Source organism: Comamonas sp. Z3, assembly GCF_008121565.1.
Taxonomy (GTDB): domain Bacteria; phylum Pseudomonadota; class Gammaproteobacteria; order Burkholderiales; family Burkholderiaceae_C; genus Comamonas; species Comamonas brasiliensis.
The window spans coordinates 250040-269730 of the sequence record NZ_VOQU01000006.1; the positions used below are offsets into that span (position 1 = coordinate 250040).

At 64.4% G+C, this 19691-nt stretch carries 15 protein-coding genes; 3 read left to right on the top strand and 12 right to left on the bottom strand.

Annotated features, from left to right (window positions below; all coding sequences use genetic code 11):
* Window position 1: 1 nt before the first annotated feature.
* The 3 genes from pyrR to FSY59_RS18755 are packed head-to-tail and all read right to left on the bottom strand — an operon-like array spanning window position 2 to window position 1637.
* Complete coding sequence (pyrR, locus tag FSY59_RS18745) at window positions 2–532, bottom strand: bifunctional pyr operon transcriptional regulator/uracil phosphoribosyltransferase PyrR (protein WP_003051528.1); 531 nt, start codon at window positions 530–532, stop codon at window positions 2–4.
* The gene (gene ruvX / locus FSY59_RS18750; protein WP_003051526.1) at window positions 529–1041 is read right to left on the bottom strand and encodes a Holliday junction resolvase RuvX; all 513 of its coding nucleotides are present in this window, start codon (window positions 1039–1041) and stop codon (window positions 529–531) included. Before ruvX ends, pyrR begins: the two co-directional genes overlap by 4 nt.
* Complete coding sequence (locus FSY59_RS18755) at window positions 1038–1637, bottom strand: YqgE/AlgH family protein (protein ID WP_003051525.1); 600 nt, start codon at window positions 1635–1637, stop codon at window positions 1038–1040. The genes ruvX and FSY59_RS18755 overlap by 4 nt, the downstream gene beginning before the upstream one ends.
* 22 nt (window positions 1638–1659) lie before the next feature.
* Between FSY59_RS18755 and FSY59_RS18760 the strand changes: the two genes are divergently transcribed.
* Window positions 1660–3150 (top strand): deoxyribodipyrimidine photo-lyase, encoded by a 1491-nt coding sequence (locus FSY59_RS18760; protein WP_043375082.1) that lies wholly within the window; start codon window positions 1660–1662, stop codon window positions 3148–3150.
* 201 nt (window positions 3151–3351) lie between these two features.
* Here the strand turns inward: FSY59_RS18760 and FSY59_RS18765 are convergent, their stop codons facing one another.
* The 6 genes from FSY59_RS18765 to FSY59_RS18790 are packed head-to-tail and all read right to left on the bottom strand — an operon-like array spanning window position 3352 to window position 13889.
* The gene (locus tag FSY59_RS18765; protein WP_148729052.1) at window positions 3352–10053 is read right to left on the bottom strand and encodes an Hpt domain-containing protein; all 6702 of its coding nucleotides are present in this window, start codon (window positions 10051–10053) and stop codon (window positions 3352–3354) included.
* 59 nt (window positions 10054–10112) lie between these two features.
* A complete protein-coding gene (locus FSY59_RS18770; RefSeq protein WP_148729053.1) occupies window positions 10113–12356 on the bottom strand; it encodes a methyl-accepting chemotaxis protein in 2244 nt (747 codons plus the stop codon).
* A 19-nt stretch (window positions 12357–12375) separates the two neighbouring features.
* On the bottom strand, window positions 12376–12903 hold the full coding sequence (locus FSY59_RS18775; RefSeq protein ID WP_003051512.1) for a chemotaxis protein CheW: 528 nt from the start codon (window positions 12901–12903) through the stop codon (window positions 12376–12378).
* A 15-nt stretch (window positions 12904–12918) separates the two neighbouring features.
* Window positions 12919–13281: a PleD family two-component system response regulator gene (locus FSY59_RS18780; RefSeq protein WP_003051510.1), complete on the bottom strand. Its 363-nt coding sequence runs from the start codon at window positions 13279–13281 to the stop codon at window positions 12919–12921.
* A complete protein-coding gene (locus tag FSY59_RS18785; protein ID WP_003051508.1) occupies window positions 13281–13685 on the bottom strand; it encodes a PleD family two-component system response regulator in 405 nt (134 codons plus the stop codon). The genes FSY59_RS18780 and FSY59_RS18785 overlap by 1 nt, the downstream gene beginning before the upstream one ends.
* Before the next feature lie 51 nt (window positions 13686–13736).
* Window positions 13737–13889 carry a rubredoxin gene (locus FSY59_RS18790; RefSeq protein WP_034399566.1) on the bottom strand — a complete coding sequence of 51 codons (153 nt, stop codon included), beginning with the start codon at window positions 13887–13889 and terminating at the stop codon, window positions 13737–13739.
* 120 nt (window positions 13890–14009) lie between these two features.
* Here FSY59_RS18790 and FSY59_RS18795 point away from each other — a divergent pair, with 120 nt between their 5' ends.
* Together FSY59_RS18795 and hemL are read left to right on the top strand one after the other, a co-directional pair.
* The gene (locus FSY59_RS18795; RefSeq protein ID WP_148729484.1) at window positions 14010–14972 is read left to right on the top strand and encodes a bifunctional hydroxymethylpyrimidine kinase/phosphomethylpyrimidine kinase; all 963 of its coding nucleotides are present in this window, start codon (window positions 14010–14012) and stop codon (window positions 14970–14972) included.
* The gene (gene hemL, locus FSY59_RS18800) at window positions 14956–16260 is read left to right on the top strand and encodes a glutamate-1-semialdehyde 2,1-aminomutase (protein ID WP_148729054.1); all 1305 of its coding nucleotides are present in this window, start codon (window positions 14956–14958) and stop codon (window positions 16258–16260) included. The genes FSY59_RS18795 and hemL overlap by 17 nt, the downstream gene beginning before the upstream one ends.
* Window positions 16261–16423: 163 nt before the next feature.
* Here hemL and FSY59_RS18805 read toward each other — a convergent pair whose 3' ends face one another.
* From FSY59_RS18805 to FSY59_RS18815, 3 genes are all read right to left on the bottom strand, one after another.
* Complete coding sequence (locus FSY59_RS18805) at window positions 16424–17059, bottom strand: DNA-3-methyladenine glycosylase I (protein WP_003051497.1); 636 nt, start codon at window positions 17057–17059, stop codon at window positions 16424–16426.
* 138 nt (window positions 17060–17197) lie between these two features.
* Window positions 17198–18682, bottom strand: a complete 1485-nt coding sequence (locus FSY59_RS18810) for an amino acid permease (protein WP_003051494.1) — start codon at window positions 18680–18682, stop codon at window positions 17198–17200.
* A gap of 285 nt (window positions 18683–18967) precedes the next feature.
* The gene (locus FSY59_RS18815; RefSeq protein WP_003051491.1) at window positions 18968–19666 is read right to left on the bottom strand and encodes a phosphatase PAP2 family protein; all 699 of its coding nucleotides are present in this window, start codon (window positions 19664–19666) and stop codon (window positions 18968–18970) included.
* Window positions 19667–19691 lie beyond the last annotated feature (25 nt).

Consider the following 19691-nt stretch of genomic DNA (forward strand, 5'->3'; position numbering starts at 1 on the left):
ATCAGGCCTCTTGAATGCGGAAGTGGAAAACACCGCTCTCGTCGCGCGCCAGCGCCAGGGAACGGTCGGCCGGCAGCGCCACGCGCGCTGCGGCAAAGTCGGCCTGGATGGGCAGCTCGCGCCCTCCCCGGTCCACCAGAACGGCCAGTCGCACACTGGCGGGACGGCCGTAGTCATAGAGTTCGTTGAGCACGGCACGCACGGTGCGGCCGGTGTAGAGCACATCGTCCAGCACCAGCACATCGGCGCCGTTCACATCGAAGGCGATCTGGGTCTGAGCGCTGGAAGCCATGCCGCGCTGGGCAAAATCGTCGCGGTGCAGCGAGGAAGACAGCACGCTGGGCTTGCCCTTGAGATTCAGATCCTTGTGCAGGCGCTCGACCAGCCAGGCACCGCCCGAGGTGATGCCCGCCAGACGGGTATTGGGGCCCATGATGCGCTGCACACCGCGCAGCAGCTCGCTATACAGGGCTTCGGCGTCCAGGATCAGGCTGCCTTGTCCCGGCTGGTTTCCTGCAATGGTTTCACTCATGGGAGACTCCTCAAAAACTGTTCAAGAATGATGCAGGCCGAAGCCGCGTCGGCGTCGCGTGCGCCACCCGCCAGGGCTTCGGTCGTGCTGTAGCGTTCGTCCACCTCATACACCGGCAGCTTGAAGCGGCTTCTGAGCTGGCGGCCGAATTTCAGGGCCCGTGCCGTGTTCTCGTGCGCCGCGCCATCGGGATGGTAGGGAACGCCTATCACCAGGGCATTGGGCTGCCACTCGCGGATCAGCTTTTCCACTGCGGCCAGGCGTGCATCCGCCCCGTCGGCCCTGATGGTGGGCAGCGGGTTGGCGCCGCCCAGCACGCGGTTGCCCGAGGCGCAGCCCGTGCGCTTGATGCCGAAGTCAAAGCCCAGGAACTGCTGGAAATGGGCCGGCACCTCGGGCTTTTGCGGTGCGGGCGCCGCTGCAGGCCTGGCAGCCGCATTGTCGGCCGAGGAAAAAGTCGAGGAAAAGGCCGCATCGGCGGCCTTGTTGGAAGAGGAAATATCGTTCATGCGCGACCCGACTCAGGGGACAGCATCCAGCGCTGCAGACCCAGCAGGCCCAGAGCACGGTCATAGCGCTCGTCCACCGGGGTGCTGAAGATCACCTCGGGGTCGGCTTCCACGGTCAGCCAGGCGTTTTCGCCGATTTCGGATTCGAGCTGGCCTTCATCCCAGGAGGAATAGCCCAGCGTGACCAGCACGCGCTTGGGGCCGGCACCGTCCGACAGGGCTTCGAGCACATCCTTGGACGTGGTCATCTCCAGACCGCCTGGAATGGTCATGGTCGAGGCATAGGCCGATTCGTTCTCGGGCGCACCTTCGATGACCATGGGCTCATGCAGCACAAAGCCGCGATCGGTCTGTACCGGGCCACCGGTAAAGACCTGCTGATCGCGCAAATCATCGCGCTTGAGACCCAAATCCACTTTTTGCAGCAGGCCTTGCAGGCTGAGCTTGGAGGGCTTGTTGATAATCAGACCGAGCGCGCCACGCTCGCTATGCTCGCACAGGTAAACAACGCTGCGCGAAAACGACTCATCTTCCAGGCCGGGCATGGCAATCAGGAAGTGGTGCGTCAAGTTGATAGGCGCAGATTCTGCAGACATACAGCGATTTTACTGGCGATCCATGACTCCTTCTTACCCTGTGGGCTTGATCTGGCTGCGGCGCGACCTGCGCCTGGCCGATAACGCGGCCCTTTATCATGCATTGCAGCAATGTGAAAAGCTGTATTGCGTCTTTGTCTTCGACGACAGCATTCTTGCCGCCCTGCCACGCGCCGACCGCCGCGTGGAATTCATCTGCCAGAGTCTGGCCGAGCTGGATGCGGCCCTGCGCGAGACCACGGGGCGCCCGCAGACAGGGCTGATCACGCGGCGCGGCCTGCCCCAGGACATCATCCCGGCCCTGGCCCGGCAGCTGGGCGCGGGTGCGGTCTTCTGCAACGACGACGACGAGCCGGCGGCTCTTGCCCGCGATGCCCAGGTGGCGCGCAGCCTCAAGAGCCAGGGGCAGTTGCTGCTGCGCTTCAAGGACCACCGCATCTTTGCGCGCGACGAGGTGCTGACCCAGAGCCTGTCGCCGTTTTCGGTCTTCACGCCCTACAAGAACGCCTGGCTGCGAAAAATCACGCCGTTCTATCTCTCGGCCTACCCCAGCGAGCGCGATCTGGCGAGCAAGCTGGCCGACCTGCCGGACACCGAGCGCCGCACGATTCCCTCGGCTGCGGATCTGGGATTCGCTCCGGACACGCTGGCCGGCCTGCGCCTGCCCACCGGAGTCAGCGGAGCACGCCGGTTGCTGGCCGATTTTCTGCCGCGCCTGCCGCAGTACAAGGCGGCGCGCGACTTTCCTGCCCTCAAGGGGCCCAGCTATCTCAGCGTCCATCTGCGCTTCGGCACCGTCTCGATACGCGAGCTGGCCCGGCTCGCCCATGAGGCGGCGCACCACGAGGACTGGTCTGCCGCAGCGCGTGAAGGGGCGGCCACCTGGCTCAGCGAGCTGATCTGGCGCGACTTCTACTTCCAGATCCTGGCCCACCAGCCCTATGTCGTGGAACGCAGCTTCAAGCCAGCCTATGACGCTATCGAATGGGAGACGGGAGCCGAAGCCGACGCCCTCTTTGCCGCCTGGTGCGAAGGCCGCACCGGCTACCCGCTGGTCGATGCCGCCATGCGCCAGCTCAATACCAGCGGCTATATGCACAACCGGCTGCGCATGGTCACGGCCAGCTTTCTGGTCAAGGACCTGGGTCTGGACTGGCGCCGGGGCGAAGCCTATTTCGCCGAAAAGCTCAATGACTTCGATCTGGCGGCCAATAACGGCGGCTGGCAATGGGCGGCCTCCACGGGCTGCGATGCCCAGCCCTGGTTCCGCATCTTCAACCCGGTGACCCAGAGCGAGAAGTTCGATCCGGAGGGCAAGTTCATCGTGCGCTACGTCCCCGAGCTGACGCCTTTGCCGGCCAAACTGCGGCATGCCCCCTGGCTGGCCAAGCCGCTGGAACTGGCCGAAGCAGGCATCGCACTGGGGCGCGACTATCCCTTGCCCGTCGTGGATCATGCGGCAGCGCGGGAGAAAACCCTGGCACGCTACGGAATCCTCAAGAAGGAGTCCTGATCTGCCTCCTGCCTTCCGGCCCTGTGACGGTCCTGCCCCAAGGCACAGTACATGCTGCTTTACACGAGGCTGTCAGGTGCTCAGTCGGCACCCGTTCAAAAAAAGAAGCGGCTTGCGCAAGCCTATCCTACATTTCAGACTTATATCAACCTGAAATGCAATACTGACTGGCGCAAGCCGCTTCCTTATCAGGAGCAGCGCTTATTCGACCGCCACTCCTGGCTCCTCGGCAGGCCCGCCAAGCGGGCTGCGCTCGGGTGCAGGACCGCTGCGCTGCAGCGCGTAATGCCGGATCAGGCCCAGCAGTTCCTCATCGGAATAGGGCTTGCCCAGATAGTGATTGGCGCCCAGATCACGGGCCATTTCACGGTGCTTCTGGGCAATGCGTGAAGTGATCATGACCACGGGCAGGCCTTCCAGCGTCTGATCGGCGCGGATATTGCGCAGCAGATCGAAACCGTCCATGCGCGGCATTTCGATGTCCGACAGCACCAGGGTCGGGCGCTCGTCCTGCAGACGCTCCATGGCTTGCAGGCCATCGGCAGCCAGCGTGACGCGGTAGCCTTCGCGCTGCAGCAGACGCTGGGTGACGCGGCGCACGGTGATGGAGTCATCCACCACCAGCACCAGCGGCACCGTGGTCTGCGCGGCATCGGCGCCCAACAGATCGACACCCCCGGCCTCGGCCTGCTGGCCGCCTTCGGCGGCCGCCTGCTCGGCCCTGGCCAGCATGGCGCGCACATGCTCGCCATGGACGTTGGCCAGCGCCACCGGGTTGTAGATCTGCACGACAGCACCCGAGGGCAGCACGGACATGCCGGTCAGGCCCGGCAGGCGCGACAGCTGCGGGCCCAGGTTCTTGATCACCACTTCCTGGTTGCCCAGCACTTCGTCCACATGCAGCGCCACGCGCTGCGAGGCACTGCGCACAATCACCACCGGGCGCGTGCGGCCGAGGTTCTCCTCGCTGCGCAGCGAGGTCTGCCACAGCGCGCCGGCCCAGTAAAAAGGCATGACTTCGCTGCCGTCCTGGAACTCCTGCCTGCGATAGCTTTGCTCCAGCACATCGACAGGTACGCGGCGCACGATTTCCACCAGATTGGCGGGCACGCCCATGGACACGGCCCCCATGCGCAGCATCACCACCTGGGTCACGGCCGTCGTCAGCGGCAGCACCAGACGGAAGGCGCTGCCTCTGCCGGGCTCGGTATGGGTCTCGATACGACCACCCAGGGCGTTGACCTCGGAGCGCACCACATCCATGCCGATGCCGCGACCGGCAACGCCCGTCACCTCGCTGGCCGTGGTAAAGCCCGGCTCGAAGATCAGGCGCGCCGCATCTTCCAGCGTCATGGGACGCTCATCAGTCCACAGCTTGAGGCTGAGGGCCTTGCTGCGAATCCGCTCCAGGTCCAGCCCGGCGCCGTCGTCTTCCACCGACAGTGCCACGTCGTTGCGCTCCTGGCTCAGCACGATCTCGATGGTGCCGACAGCCGGCTTGCCCAGCGCCTCGCGCTGCTCGGGCGATTCAATGCCGTGAGCCACGCAGTTGCGCAGCAGATGCTCGAAGGCCGGCATCATGCGCTCCAGCATGCCGCGGTCCATTTCGATGGTGCCGCCCAGAATGTTCAGGCGCACCTGCTTGCCCATCTCCTTGGAGGTCTGGCGCACCACGGCATACAGTCGCTCGGCAAAGGAGTCGAACTCCACCATGCGCGTGCGCAGCAGATCGCGCTGCAGATCGCGCGCCTGCCGGCCCTGGGCCACCAGATCGTCTTCGGCTGCCGCCAGATCCCGCTGCAGATTGCGCTGCACGGTGGCCACGTCGTTGACCGACTCGGCCATCATGCGCGTGAGCTCCTGCACGCGCGTGAAGCGGTCGAACTCCAGCGGGTCAAAACCGGCCGCCGTGTCCTTGGACAGGGCCAGACGCGACTGCATCTGGCTTTCGGCCTGCACCTCGATGTCTCGCAGCTGCGTGCGCAGACGCTCCAGGTTGCCCGTCAGATCATGGAGCGCCGAGCGGGCCTGCGACAGACGCGCATCGACACGCGAGCGCGCAATCAACACTTCGCCGGTCTGGGAAATCAGGCGGTCCAGCAGCTGGGCACGCACGCGCACGGTCTGCTGCGAGGCGGCGCGTGGCACCACCGGCGCCGGCAGCTGAATCGCCTGCGCGGTCTCTGCGGCGCTCTTCTCGCCGGCCCCGGCAGCCGTCGCGGTCGGCGTCGCCTCGGTCTCTGCCGCACCCAGATGCAGCGCTGCCTGTGCCAGGTGGTCGTCCAGCTGCGCCAGCGGCTGCTCGGGCTCCTGCTCGCCGGCCATGCGCAGCACATCGAAGCTGGCCTGCAAAGCGTCGAAACTGCTCAGCAGCGGCTCTATCGCGTCGGCAGCGGGACGCTCCTGATCGATGCGTTCCACCGCCGATTCCAGGCGGTGGGCCATTTCGCCCATGCGCATGGCACCCGCCAGGCGGGCGCTGCCCTTGATGGTGTGCAGGGCACGCAGGACTTCGTTACGGGCTTCATCCAGCGCCGGACGACCATGCCAGCGGCGCAGTGCAGCGCCGAGCTTGGGCAACAGGTCGATGGCTTCTTCCTCGAAGATGGGGAACAGGTCGGGATCGACCTGATCGAGCACATCGATGTCGTCTTCGTCATCACCGGCATGCACCGCCAGCGCGATGGCTTCATCAATGCGGCGTTGCAGCTCGGCCTCATGCTCCACGCTGCCTCCGGCAGGCACCATGGAGTACGGCGGCTGCTGGGCTGGAGGCGGCGCCACATCCAGCAACGGATCGGCGGCCGCTGCATTCACGGCTTCCTCGGCGGGCTCCACGGCACCCGCATCGCAAAGCTGGGGCAAAGCCGCTTCCCCAGATAGCTCGGCGGCAAAATCCAGCGGCAAATCCTTGAGGTCGGCGGGCTGCTGCAGCACCTGCACCTCGGGCCACTCTGCCTCGTCCAGCCCGGCCAGATCGACTGGCTCGAGATCGACCGACTCGCCCAGAGCGCTGGCATCGATGGGGGTGTCCAGAATTTCGCGCAGCACTTCTTCGACGGCCGGCAAGGCCTCCTTGAGAAAGCCCGCCGCAAACTGATGCAGCAGACGACGCACCTCATCGGACGCGCTCAGGCATTGCTGAATCTGCAGCGCGCTGGCGTAGCCCTGAGGCTGCAGATGCAGCAGTGCATGCTCGAGCAAACGTGCCAGCTCCGACAAGGCCTTGAAGCCCACGGTGCCGGAGCTGCCTGCCAGCGAATGCGCCAGCGCGATCGCATCGTCGGGAATGGCTTCGCCGGGCTCCTGCAGCCACTGCTGCAACACCTCGCCCAGACGCTCGGACCAGTCGTCTGCTTCGTTCAGATAGACGTTGTACAGCGCTGCGCTGATGCGCAGGCCGTCGATATTGCGATAGCCGTCGTCCGGCTCGGCTGTCTGCTCGGGCGACGGCTCCGTCGCCGGGACTTCGGGCTCTGCCGCCTGAAGCGGCTCTTCGACCATGACTGGCTCGGGCACGCCATCCAGCAAGGCTTCAATCGCCTCCAGCTCAAGCACGGCCTCTGCGGACGGCAACTCGGCCACCGTGTCCATGGAAGCCGCCTCAGCAGAGGCCGTCTCAAAGGAGGCTGTCTCAGCGGAGGCCGTATCCACGGGGGCCGTATCCGCCTCCAGCGCGGTCTGCACGGCGATGGCAGCCTGTTCGCTTTCGCGCATGGCCGCTTCGAAGGCGGCGAAGTCCAGCTCCTGCACCTCGTCCGCACTGCTGCTTTGCTCTGGCGACGACTGAGCCTCGATCACAGCATCGGCAGCCGCATCTTCGGTCCGCTCTGGCGCAGGCTCGCCTTCCGACTCCAGCGTGGGCAGCGCGGATGCGTCGAGCAGCTCCGGGGCCGCCAGCTGCAGCAGCAGATCGTCGGGAATATCCAGCTGCGGCAAGGCAAAGTCGGTCGTTGCCGCCTCGGGTTCAGGAACAGACTCCTGCCCGGGCACGGAAGGCAGCTCCTCCAGGGAGAAGTCCAGTTCCGGCATGGCAAATGCGGGCTCGCTCCGGGCAGTCAGGGCATCGGAGCCGTGCTCTGCAGCCTCGGCCTCGAACTCCTGCGGCCACTCCTGCACTTCGGCGGCCAGCGCGGGGGGCAGCTCCGGCACTGGCACTGGCACTGGCGCGTGCGCGTGCGCTGCAGCGGCCTGCGCCTCGGCTGCGTCCCACACCGGCTCCATGCGCTCCGCGCGACGAGGAACCAGGGCCACGTCGGCACGCTCGCCCTGCAGACGCATGGCGTCGGCGGCAGCTCGGAAGGCCGTGGCCGACCAGTTCTGCGCCTGCCGGCTCTCAATATCCCGGGCCCAGGCGGCAAAGGCTTTCAGGGCATCCTGAGCCAGTTGCTGCATGGCCTGCGGCATGGGCCGCTGCTCTGCCAGCCAGGCATTGAGCATCTGCTCCATGGCCCAGCCGGCTTCGCCAAATTCATCCAGCCCCACCATGCGCGAGCTGCCCTTGAGCGTGTGAAACGCCCTGCGCAGCGTGGTCTGCTCGCTCAGGTTGCCGGGCTCATCGGCCAGAGCCTGAAGGGCCTGCAAGCCGTTATCCACGACTTCACGGGCTTCCTCCAGGAAGATCGACAGCAGTTCATCGTCGCCGTCCAGCGCTTCGGCACTCAGCTCGGCGGACGCAGACAGGGGCTCTGTCGCAGCAACTGCTGCGCTGCTCGGGCCGGCCAGATCCTGGCCGGAATGGGAGGCGGTGACGGCATCATCCGCTGCCGGCCTGCCCGATTGCATGTCCGCAAACACCTGGGCCATGGCATCGGCCAGGGCATCGGAGCCTGCCACCGCCGGCTCGGCCACAACAGGTGCAGGCATTGCCTCGAAGTCGGGCAAGGCACCTGGTTCGGTTGCGGCCCAGGCCGGGGTGTCCTCGTCGTCTGTGAGCCGCGCCTGCAAGGGCTGCGGCTGCGCCGCAGGCCGCAATTCGGCGGGCGGCGGCGGTGCAGCGACCGAAGGCTCGATGGCCGCTGCAGCTGTTGGGATGGCCGCTGTGGCAACCGCTGCGGCCGCAGGCTGCGCAGACGGCACGCCCTCCATGGGAATATCCACGGTCGGCCGGAAAGCTTCGGGGCCGCGACTGCGGCTGTGACCCATGACGATGCGCAGTTCGTCCTTTTCCTCGTCATAGACAAACAGCTTGCGCGCCATATTGCGCTGGTAGCTGAGCATGTCGATGAGAAAGCCCATGGCACCCAGACTGCTGCCCAGCTTCTCGAAGATACGGGGCTGATTCTCGATCGTCACCTCGCCGAGCATCAGATGCTCGACGGTGTCACGCATGCGCTGCATGGCGGTCGCGGCCTGCTCGAAGCCCAGCACCGACAGCACGCCGCGCATCTGCGCCATCTGGCCCGGCACCGAGGCCAGCACCGAGGTATCGGAGGGGTTGCGAAAGAACAGATCCAGCTGCTTCTCGGCCTCACCCAGGGTGATGCGCAGCTCGCCCACCACCGATCCCATGGTCTGCTGGTCGCTGGCCTGACGGTAGAGCTCCTCCATCCAGATTTCCAGCGGCTCGGACTGCGCGCCATGCAGCGCCGCATCCAGACGCTGGACCAGCACGCTGGACTGGGCGGCCTGTATCTCGTCGTCATGCCCGGCGGTCATGAAGCTGGCCTGCAGATAGAGCACTGCGGTCGCCACCTCCATGGCCAGCTCGGCCGGTGGTGGCTCGCCGATGCGTTCCACCGTCTCGGCGACACGAATCAGCGCGCGCGCCAGACCGTGGCTGACAGGCTGCAGCTTGACCAGCGACTCGGACACCAGCCCGAACTGCTCGGCCATGGACCGGATCTTGCTGCGGTCGCCACCGGCGACCGCTGACCAGGTTTCGGCGGCGGCCGCAATGCGCTTGCGCGCCTGCACCAGCACCGAGGGATCGAAACGCCCATAGCGCGCCACGTGGTAGTCCACCACCGGCATGTGCTCCATGGCATAGGCCTCGTGCACGGCCTTCAGGCTCTCGCCGGCCTGCTCGCGGGGCCTGGCCTGCGCGCAAAAGAACATCAAATCCTGCAGCAGTCGGGCGGGCGGCAGGCTGTCGCCCTTGGCCATGCTGGCGTACTGCATGAGCACGCGCGAGGCCATGCGCTTGACGTAGATGTCGGCAGTGATGAGACCGCGAGCCTGAGCATCAAAGAAAGCTGCGGCAATCTTCCAGAAACTGCGCGCTGCCACATCTTCGGACTGAGCGGCGGCAAAGCGCCGGCAGAGCTCGCACATCTGCGCAGCTGCCTCCCGGTCGTCGCTCTTGACCATGCGCAGCACCACGCCGTCCAGCATGGCGCGTGCATGCGGGCCATAGGCCAGAGGCTCGGGCATGGCTCCGCTCCAGCGGGGCTCGCGCGCACGGCGCTCCGCAGGCCACAGGTCTGCCGGGTGTGCCTTGTCGTTGCCGGCCAGCACCTGGGTCTCACGATACTGGGGGAACAAGGCTACGGCAGAGACCTGCTGACCGGCCAGCACGGCCTCCAGGAATTCCATCAGCGCAAAATGCGTGCGCTCCAGCGTGGTCGCCGCTTCCTGCGTGCAGTATTCGGGGCGCTGCACGAAGCGGTTGACCGCAGCTTCCATGCTGCGCATCACCTGCGCCGGAGCGGTGACGCCCACCATCTCCAGGGCGCCGCAGGCCTGGTGCAGTTGCTGGCGAGCAATGCGCAGCGCCGATGTATCCAACTCCTCAAGATCAGACAAACGGGCTGCATCCGCATCGCGCATGAAACGGTTCACCGCCTTGGACGCTGCCTCCAGCGACTTGCGCACTTCATCGAGCACCCAGGCCAGCGGCCCCAGATCCTGCTCTGCTGTTGCAGACATGGCTGCACGTATTGGCGAGTCGTCAACCACTGACATGCTCTAGTTCCTTAACCCTCAAGGGTCGTGCATTTTTACGAGAGAAAGAGCCAGTCAAATCAGGCAATCTTGAATCGGGAAACGGACTGACGCAGCTCTTCGGCCATATGGGAGAGCTCGCGCACCTGCTGTGCCGTGGTACGAGTGCCCTCGCCGGTTTGCTCGGTCACGGCAAAAATGTGCTGAATGTTTTCCGCCACGCCGTTGGCCATATTGGCTTCACGCGAAGTGGAGTGGGAAATCTGCTCGATCAGCTCGGCCAGTCGGCGCGACACGCTGTCGATTTCAGACAGTGCGGTACCCGCCGAGTCGGACAGACGGGCTCCTTCAACCACACCCTGGGTAGAACGCTCCATGGCGGCCACGGCATCCTGGGTATCGGTCTGAATCGCCTTCACCAGCGCGGCAATCTGTCGCGTGGCGTCGGCAGAGCGCTCCGCCAGACGCTGCACTTCTTCGGCCACCACCGAGAAGCCGCGACCGGCTTCACCGGCGGACGCGGCCTGAATGGCGGCATTCAGCGCCAGCACGTTGGTCTGCTCGGTAATGTCCGAAATCAGTTCGGTGATTTCACCGATCTCCTGGGACGATTCGCCAAGGCGCTTGATTCGCTTGGATGTGTCCTGAATCTGATCGCGGATGGAGTTCATACCGCCGATGGCGTTCTGCACGGCCTTGAGACCCGAGTCCGCAGCCTGCAGCGACTGGCGGGCCACCTGGGCCGATTCCTGCGCCTGGGCCGAGACGTTGTTGATACGGCCGGCCATGTCCAGAATCGACTTGCCGGTCTCGCGAATTTCATGCAGCTGCTCGTTCGATGCAGCCAGCAGCTCGGTCGAGGTGACGTCCACCTGTTCGGTGGTCTGGGCCACTCGGGTCACGGTGTTCTGCACCGAACCCACCAGCGCGCGCAGCTCTTCCACCGTGTAGTTCACCGAGTCGGCGATCGCGCCGGTGATGTCCTCGGTCACGGTGGCTTCCTGCGTCAGGTCGCCTTCGGCCACCGACTGCAGCTCGTTCATCAAACGCAAAATGGCGGCCTGGTTGGCGTCGTTGATGCGCTTGGCTTCCTGCTCCTGCAAACGGGCATCGACCTGATGGCGCTCGGCTTCCTGCTGGCGCGCACGGCTGTCCAGCAGCTGCACGCGCGAGATGCCGATACCGCTCAGAACTGCGGCCAGAATGGCCACGGCCAGCAGCGCCAGCTGCAGCATGCTGGCTCCGCCCAGTCCCTGCAGAGCCGTCTGCAGCTGCTCCAGCTGCTGACGCAGCGGTTCGCTGTCGTTGTTGATGCTGGCCTGCGCTTCACGGGCCGACACCAGACCTTGCAGATTGCCCAGAATGGCGCTGGCCTGCGTGCGCGTGTCGTCGTACTGCTTGATCAGCGTCTCGAGCTGTTCACGCACCTGGGGATCGCGTGCCGCCGACAGCCGCATTTCGGCGCTGCCGTTGAGCAGACCTTCGGAGATTTCCTTGAACGAGTTCAAGTCCTTGCCAAGCAGGAACACAGCCTCGGGGCTCACGCCCTCCAGGGTCTGGAATTCATTGGCAGACTTGGCAATCCGCTGGGTCAGCATCACCAGCTGGCCGGCAGCAGAGATCTCGGCCGCACCGGCACCCTGCTGCAGCTTCAGCGAAGAAATGGTTTCCGCGGTTTCCAGCAGATCGGAGGACTGACGGTTGATGGTGCGCAGCGCGTCGCCCACCTGGGTCAGCGTCTTTTGCTGCCCGAGAATCAGCCCCGCACTCTTTTCCGCGCGCTCCATCAGGGTGCTGATGGAGCTGAGCTCGTCCTGCAAGCCGCCGCCCAGCGCATTCACGCCCAGGTCGGAATCGCCGGCAGCCAGCGCTCGCACGTTGCGCGCCAGAACGCCGGCGCTGTCCTTGACGTCGGCAAACGCAGGAGCGGCCCCCGTCATGGCGATGGAGACCGACTTGGCCAGACGCTGCGACTGCATCAGCGCCTGGCCGGTTGCCGCCAGCTGCTGGTTGGAGTTGCTGGCTTCGCGCAGCATCCAGGCCGACAGCACCACCAGCACCAGCACCGAGCCACCGAGCAGGGTGAACAGGGTGCGCTGGTGCTTGGCCGTCGTGGCCGTGCCGAGAATGGGCAGGCTCACCAGCTCGTCCGCACGACCGGCTTCCTCGACGCCGAAGACGGAAGGTGCCCCCTGCACGCTGTTGAGCGAGCCGTCATACAGATCCTGTACGACCGTGTCTCCCATCATGCTGCTATCACCACTGGCGGCTGCCGCGATGGGCTTGCGTCGGAACAACTGATTTATTTTCTGTGCAAAGGACATAGCGCTGTATCCAGGAACCTCAAGCACGAATGCTCAAAAATTTGGCGGTTTGAGACAGGGGCTGCAATTTCAGCTCCTGCCAGCGGCGGCCGCTCGCATCGATATGGACGGCTCCAAAGAAACTCGGGGAGTGCTCAGGCGCGGGCTCGGACCTGGAAAAAGCGTCGGCGGCACGCAGGCCCAGCAGACGATCGGCCAGCAGGGCCGCGTTGACCTCCAGAGCCGGGTTGAAGGCCAGCAGGCTGCAATCCATCAGCTCCTGCTCATTGCGGACATTGCCATGGCCCAGCAACTGAGCCAGGTCCACCACGCCCATCAGGGAACCGCGCAGATTGGCGATGCCCAGAAACCAGGCCTGTGTGTAGGGGACGGGCTGAACGCCGGTCCAGGGGAAGATCTCTCCCGCCTGGTTCAGCGGCAGCAAATAGTCCCGTCCGCCAGCCTGCACTGCCAGCCAGGCAGCCACGCTGACGCCTTCGCTGCGTGCTGCCTGCAGGCGCCCGGCCAGACGGGATTGAAGATCTCGGAGGGCTTCGCGGTTCGCCATAAGCAGCGCAGCTCGTTACAGAGCGGCGATCTTGGCTTGCAGCTCGGCGGCATCCACGGGCTTGGTGATATAGCCACGTGCGCCCTGACGCATGCCCCAGACCCGGTCGGTTTCCTGATTCTTGCTGGTGCACATGATGATGGGCACATCGGCATACAGGGGATCGCGCGAGATGGCGCGCGTCAGCTGAAAGCCGTTTTGTCCGGGCATGACCACGTCCATCAGGATCAGGTCTGGCTTGTCTTCGGCCAGGCGCTTCATGGCTTCCTCGCCGTTTTCCGCAGTGCGCACCTGCAGGCCCTGCTTTTGCAGGATATCGCTCAGAGCCATCAGCTCCGTCTTGGAATCGTCAACGACCAGAACTTTTTGAATTGTCATCATGCAGCTCCCACATCTGCAGCTTGCAGCGCGAACTGTTGTACGGCTTGCAGCAATTGATCTTTGGTGAAGGGTTTGGTCAGATAGTCCTGACAGCCCACCATGCGTCCACGGGCCTTGTCGAAGACACCGTCCTTGGATGACAGCATCACGATGGGCGTATTGGCAAAACGCGCATTGCGCTTGATGATGGCGCAGGTCTGATAGCCGTCGAGCTTGGGCATCAGAATGTCGCAGAAGATGAGCTGCGGCTGGTAGTCGTTGACCTTGGACAAGGCATCGAAGCCGTCATCGGCCAGAAGAACCTCGTAACCACCTTGCTTGAGGAAAATTTCAGCGCTGCGGCGGATGGTATTGCTGTCATCCACGACCAGAACGCGCAAAGGCGCAGCAGATGCTGTCACGGTGAAATCCCTCCCAATTCGGTCGTCAATGGAATCGAGTGTCTGAGGCACTCAGATTTCCACCATTTCAAAGTCTTCTTTGCGCGCACCGCATTCCGGGCATGTCCAGTTCATGGGCACATCTTCCCAGCGGGTGTTCGGAGCAATTCCATGTTCGGGGCAGCCTTGGGCTTCGTCATAGAGCCAGCCACAGGTCAAACACATCCAGGTTTTAGGGTCAGTCACAGCTTAAAGGGGCTTCACATAGAATGCAACGATTGTATCTAGTCACAACCCCGGCTCCCACCCTTGCATTCCCGGGTGCAAACTGGGGTGCGCCATGGCATTGAATCCCATCTCCTCCCCCCCCCTCGCCGCACCCGCCAGGAAGAAGCGACAGAATCCGCTCCCGTCTGCGTGCTGTCCTTCAACAGCAGTGACCCCAGCGGAGCCAGCGGACTCTCGGCCGACATCGCCACCATCTCCTCCATCGGCGGTCATGCGCTGCCGGTGGCCTGCGGCGCCTACGCCAGAGACACGGCGCGCATCTACGAGCACTTTGCACTCGACGACGACGCGGTGACCGAGCAGGCACGCATGGTGCTGGAGGACATTGCCGTCACCGCCATCAAGGTCGGCTTCGTGGGCAGTCCTGCCAACCTGGCCGCCATTGCCACGATCTCCTCGGACTACCCCGACATTCCCATCATCAGCTACATGCCGGACCTGTCCTGGTGGGAGGACGACAAGCAGGATCAGTACCTCGATGCGTTCAAGGAGCTTGTCCTGCCTCAAACCTCGGTGTTGGTTGGAAACCACAACACGCTGTGGCGCTGGCTGCTGCCGGACTGGGAAAACAGCCGTGCGCCCACGGCGCGCGACATTGCCATGGCCGCCGAGGCACTGGAAGTGCCTTATGTGCTGGTGACCGGCATCCCCCTGCCCGACCAGTTCGTGGACAACGTGCTGACCACGGCCCAGTCCGTATTGGGCAACAGCAAGTACGAGATGTTTGACGCCACGTTCACAGGTGCCGGTGATACGCTGTCCGCAGCGATCACGGCCCTGCTGGCCACCGGCAACGACCTGGGTGCTGCGACCCTGGAGGCGCTGGAATACCTGGACCACAGCCTGGATGCAGGCTTTCGCCCCGGCATGGGCCACTATCTGCCGGATCGTCTTTTCTGGGCACAGCCCACCGAGGACGAGGAGTCCGAAGACGAGCAGGCCGAAGACTCCACCGATGACGAACCCGACTCCAAGCCGATTGAAGGCTTTGTGATTCCTTCCCATGACACAAAACACTGATCTGAATACTGCACTGTTCGAGCGCGCCAAGGGCGTGATCCCCGGCGGCGTGAACTCGCCCGTGCGCGCGTTTGCCGCCGTGGGCGGCACTCCCCGCTTCGTGAAGCGTGCGCAAGGTGCTTATTTCTGGGACCAGAACGATCAGCAGTTCACCGACTACATCGGCAGCTGGGGCCCCATGATCCTGGGCCATGGCCACCCCGAAGTGGTCGAGGCCGTGCAGGCCGCAGTGCTCGAAGGCTTCAGCTTTGGCGCCCCCACCGAGCGCGAAGTGGTGCTGGCCGAGAAGATCCGCGCCCTCGTGCCGAGCATGGACATGGTGCGCCTGGTCAGCTCCGGCACCGAAGCCGGCATGAGCGCGCTGCGCCTGGCGCGCGGCTACACCGGCCGCAACAAGATCATCAAGTTCAACGGCTGCTACCACGGCCATGCGGATTCGCTGCTGGTCAAGGCCGGCTCGGGTCTGGCTACCTTCGGCGCCTCGTCCTCGGCCGGTGTGCCCGCCGATGTGGCCAAGGACACCATCGTGCTGGAGTACAACGACATCGCCCAGCTCGACGAGGCCTTTGCCAAGATGGGCAGCGACATCGCCTGCGTCATCATGGAGCCGATTGCCGGCAATATGAACTTTGTGCGCGCCTCGGTGGACTTCACCCGCCGCATCTCCGAGCTGACCCGCGAGCATGGCGCGCTGCTGATCTATGACGAAGTCATGACCGGCTTTCGCGTCGCCCTGGGCAGCGCACAAAGCCTGTATGCCAAGGAGATCGAAGGCTTTGCGCCCGACATCACCGTGATGGGCAAGGTCATCGGCGGCGGCATGCCCATGGCGGCGTTCGGTGCGCGCCGCGAGATCATGGAAAAGCTCTCGCCGCTGGGCCCCGTCTACCAGGCCGGCACGCTGTCGGGCAACCCGATTGCCACGGCCTGCGGCCTGAAGACGCTGGAGCTGATCAGCCGCCCCGGCTTCCACGCCGAGCTGCACCTCAAGACCGGCCACCTGATGCAGGGCCTGAAGGCCGAAGCCAATGCCGCCGGCATTCCCTTCAGCGTGGACTGGCAAGGCGGGCTGTTCGGCTTCTATTTCCTGCCCGAGCTGCCCACGCACTACGCCCAGGTCATGAAGACCGACGGCAAGGTCTTCAACAAGTTCTATCACGGCATGCTGGAGCGCGGCCACTACTTTGCTCCGGCACTGTACGAGGCAGGCTTTGTCAGCGCCGCGCACAGCGACGAAGACATCGACCGCACCATTGAAGCGGCACGCGAAGTCTTCAAGACACTGTAGTTCCCAGCCCGCCCACCAGGCCCTGCAGTCTATGTCTGCAGGGCTTTTTGTTTTTTGCGGCAGACGGTGACCACACCTCGGCAGCCGGCCAGCCTGGCCCAGCCCTCGATGCCCGGCAAGCTGCACGCCAGGGACAGCTGCCAGGGCGCAATCTGGCAGTTGCTCAGGGCCGCTGGAAAGCGGCTCTGGCGCGCTCGACTTCGGCTCTGGTGATGCAGCCCGGCGCGTGGTCGTTGACCATGCCCATGGCCTGCATCAGCGCATACATGGTGGTCGGCCCGACAAACTTCCAGCCGCGCTTCTTGAGCTCCTTGGACAGGGATTGCGACTCCGGCGTCTGGGCCTGGATGGTCGTGCCCGTCGAGGGCACAGCCGGCTGATAGCGCCAGAAGAACGCGGCCAGCGTGCCTTCGGCCTGGACCATTTCGATGGCCCGCCGGGCGTTGTTGATCACGGCCTCTATCTTGCCGCGGTGGCGCACAATGCCCGCGTCCTGCAGCAGGCGCTGCACATCGGCCTCGCCGAACTGCGCCACGCGCCGGAAGTCGAAACCCGCAAAGGCGGCCCGGAAGTTCTCGCGCTTGTTGAGAATGGTCAGCCAGCTCAGGCCGGACTGGAAGCCTTCCAGGCAGAGTTTCTCGAACAGGCGCTGATCGCTGTCCACCGGGAATCCCCATTCGCGGTCGTGATAGTGCACATAGCCCGGCGTGGCCAGACACCAGCGGCAGCGCTGCTGGCCATCTTCGGCGGACTGGGTGGGGGAGCGGGTCGGCGTGGTCTCGGTGGGTTCGGTACTCATGCCCAGCACTCTAACCAATGCAAAAGCCCTGCAGGACGTTCCGTGCAGAGCTCTCTTATTAATAGCTACTTACGCTTGATATAAAACGATTTCAGATATAAAACATATTGAAATCAAGCAATATCATGCGTTTATAGCTCACTTTTTATCCGACTGAGCCAGGCGCGAATGGCGCATGCCATAGGCCATGTAGATCACCGCACCCAGCGCCATCCAGCCCACAAAGCGCAGCCAGGTCAGCGTGGTCAGATTCAGCATCAGATAAAAGCACAGCAGGGCCGAAAGCAGGGGCAGCACCGGCACCCAGGGCACGCGGTAGCCGGTGCCGGCGTCGGGGCGCTTCTTGCGCAGCAGCAGCACACCGATGCTGACCAGCACAAAGGCCGACAGCGTGCCGATGTTGATCATCTCCTCCAGCAGCTCCACCTTGGTGAACCCTGCCAGGACCGCGACCACGGCACCCACCATCAGTTGCAGGCGTACCGGCGTCTTGCGCCTGGCCGAGGTCACGCTCCAGCTGCGCGGCAGCAGGCCGTCGCGCGACAGCGCCATCAGGATCCGGGCCGAGCCCATGAGCAGTACCATGACCACCGTGGTCAGGCCCAGCAGCACGCCCACGGCGATCACCTGGGCGGCCCAGTTGGCGCCCACGCTGATGAAGGCCGTGGCCAGCGAGGGATTCTCGGCCTTGGCCAGCTCGGTATAAGGGACCATGCCGGTCAGCGCCAGCGTGACCAGGATGTAGAGCAGAGTCACCAGCGCCAGGCCGCCGAAGATGCCGCGCGGCAGCGTTTTCTGTGGCTCCCTGACTTCTTCGGCCGAGGTGGCGACCACGTCGAAGCCGATGAAGGCAAAGAACACCAGCGATGCACCCGAGATCACGCCCAGCCAGCCGTACTGGCTGGGGCGGGCACCGAACAGCCAGGCCAGCATGGGCTGGCCCCAGACATCGGCGGTCACGCCATGACCTGCCACGGGCGGCTGGGCCGGCGGCACAAAGGGCGTGAAGTTCTTCAGGTCCATATAGGTGAAGCCCACCACGATCACGAACAGGGTGATGGCGATCTTGATCAGGGTGAACACATTGTTGACCCGAGCCGACTCCTGCGTGCCCAGGATCAGCAGCCCGGTGAACACCGCCACGATGAAGAACGGCCCCCACTCCAGGCTGATGGCTCCCAGATGCAGGGTGCTGGGAATGTCCACGCCTGCCGTGGCAAACACCGTGGACAGGTAGATGCCCCAGTACTTGGCGATCACCGCGCCGGCGGCAATCATCTCCAGCAGCAGATTCCAGCCGATGATCCAGGCCACGCCCTCGCCCAGCGTCAGATAGGTATAGGTATAGGCGCTGCCCGTGACCGGCACGCTGGAGGCGAACTCCGCATAGCACATGGTGGCCAGCGCGCAGGTGGCGGCCGCCAGGATGAAGGAAAAAATCACGGCCGGCCCGGCAAAGCTGCCCGCCGCACGCGCGCCGACCGAGAAAATGCCGGCACCGACGGCCACGGCCACGCCGAGAATCATCAGGTCGAACGCGCCCAGGCTGCGTTGAAGTTGACGGCCCGGCTCGTCCGAATCGGCCAGCGCCTGTTCAATGGTTTTGGTTTTCAGCCACTGCATGCATATCTCCGGACTCTTGGCCGCATTGGTGGTGCGGCGTCTTCGGCCCGGTCCTTTTGTTCAAAACGGCATCCTAGGGATTCCACCAATAACGCGCAGATTCCCTGCAGCATCACCAGTCCGTTTGCATGTTTTGTGCAAGCCTGGCAGCACAGCCTTCGCAAAACCGACTAGCCAGTCGCGTGCTTCACGAAGCCTGCACAGGGCGCAGGAACAGCGCCGCAGAACTGCATGCAAGCGATCACTGACGCAGGATTCGCAATGGGCCGGGCCTGCCCCGAGAGCTCAGATGCGCGGTGGCTGCGGCGGCACATCGGCCGGGCGAATCAGCACACAGAGCACGGCTGTCAGCAGCAATGCCGTGACCACGTCCAGCACATGGTGCTGGTGCACCAGCATGGTGGAGGCGCAGATGGCCACACTCCACAGCACCATGAGCACGCACAGCGCGCGGCGACCGCGCGGCCATTGCGCCTGGCAGATGGCCAGACAGGTCAGCGCCGTGTAGACAATGTGCAGCGAGGGCAGCAGATTGTGCGGCTGGTCCACGAAGAACATGGTCGAGAAAATGCTGCGATAGGGCTCCACCTCGGGGATCACGCGGTCGAAGGCCAGATTCGCCGGAAACAGCACAAAGACCAGACCGCAGATCAGCGTGGCCAGCACCTGGCGCTTGCCCAGCGCCGCCGTATCGGGCTGGCCCACCAGCCAGAACGGCAGGGCCAGAAACGGGAAAAACGAGAAATAGACAAAGATGAATTCCGGCACCAGCGGAATCATCGCGTCCCAGCGCGTGATGAAGTCATAGCGCTGATCGCGCAGGCTGGCCAGCCAGTTGGCCGTGGGATAGATCGCGTAGGTGGCGATATTCACCCAGATGGCCCAGAAGACAAAGCCACGCTGACGCGCCGGGGCATGCACAGGCCTGTGCAGGGCTTGATCGGCTTGACTCAGCACAGGAACGGGCGCGGGCGGTTTTCTCATGTGCGGATTATGAAAGCAAGGCCGG

What these genes read in the sequence shown, in the direction of transcription:
- ruvX (WP_003051526.1), bottom strand. Translation starts at nt 1,041, where the DNA reads ATGAACGATATTTCCTCTTCCAACAAGGCCGCCGATGCGGCCTTTTCC.
- FSY59_RS18815 (WP_003051491.1), bottom strand. Translation starts at nt 19,666, where the DNA reads ATGAGAAAACCGCCCGCGCCCGTTCCTGTGCTGAGTCAAGCCGATCAA.
- FSY59_RS18775 (WP_003051512.1), bottom strand. Translation starts at nt 12,903, where the DNA reads ATGGCGAACCGCGAAGCCCTCCGAGATCTTCAATCCCGTCTGGCCGGG.
- pyrR (WP_003051528.1), bottom strand. Translation starts at nt 532, where the DNA reads ATGAGTGAAACCATTGCAGGAAACCAGCCGGGACAAGGCAGCCTGATC.
- FSY59_RS18790 (WP_034399566.1), bottom strand. Translation starts at nt 13,889, where the DNA reads ATGTGTTTGACCTGTGGCTGGCTCTATGACGAAGCCCAAGGCTGCCCC.
- FSY59_RS18770 (WP_148729053.1), bottom strand. Translation starts at nt 12,356, where the DNA reads ATGTCCTTTGCACAGAAAATAAATCAGTTGTTCCGACGCAAGCCCATC.
- FSY59_RS18805 (WP_003051497.1), bottom strand. Translation starts at nt 17,059, where the DNA reads ATGAGTACCGAACCCACCGAGACCACGCCGACCCGCTCCCCCACCCAG.
- FSY59_RS18760 (WP_043375082.1), top strand. Translation starts at nt 1,660, where the DNA reads ATGACTCCTTCTTACCCTGTGGGCTTGATCTGGCTGCGGCGCGACCTG.
- FSY59_RS18765 (WP_148729052.1), bottom strand. Translation starts at nt 10,053, where the DNA reads ATGTCAGTGGTTGACGACTCGCCAATACGTGCAGCCATGTCTGCAACA.
- FSY59_RS18810 (WP_003051494.1), bottom strand. Translation starts at nt 18,682, where the DNA reads ATGCAGTGGCTGAAAACCAAAACCATTGAACAGGCGCTGGCCGATTCG.
- hemL (WP_148729054.1), top strand. Translation starts at nt 14,956, where the DNA reads ATGACACAAAACACTGATCTGAATACTGCACTGTTCGAGCGCGCCAAG.
- FSY59_RS18755 (WP_003051525.1), bottom strand. Translation starts at nt 1,637, where the DNA reads ATGTCTGCAGAATCTGCGCCTATCAACTTGACGCACCACTTCCTGATT.
- FSY59_RS18780 (WP_003051510.1), bottom strand. Translation starts at nt 13,281, where the DNA reads ATGACAATTCAAAAAGTTCTGGTCGTTGACGATTCCAAGACGGAGCTG.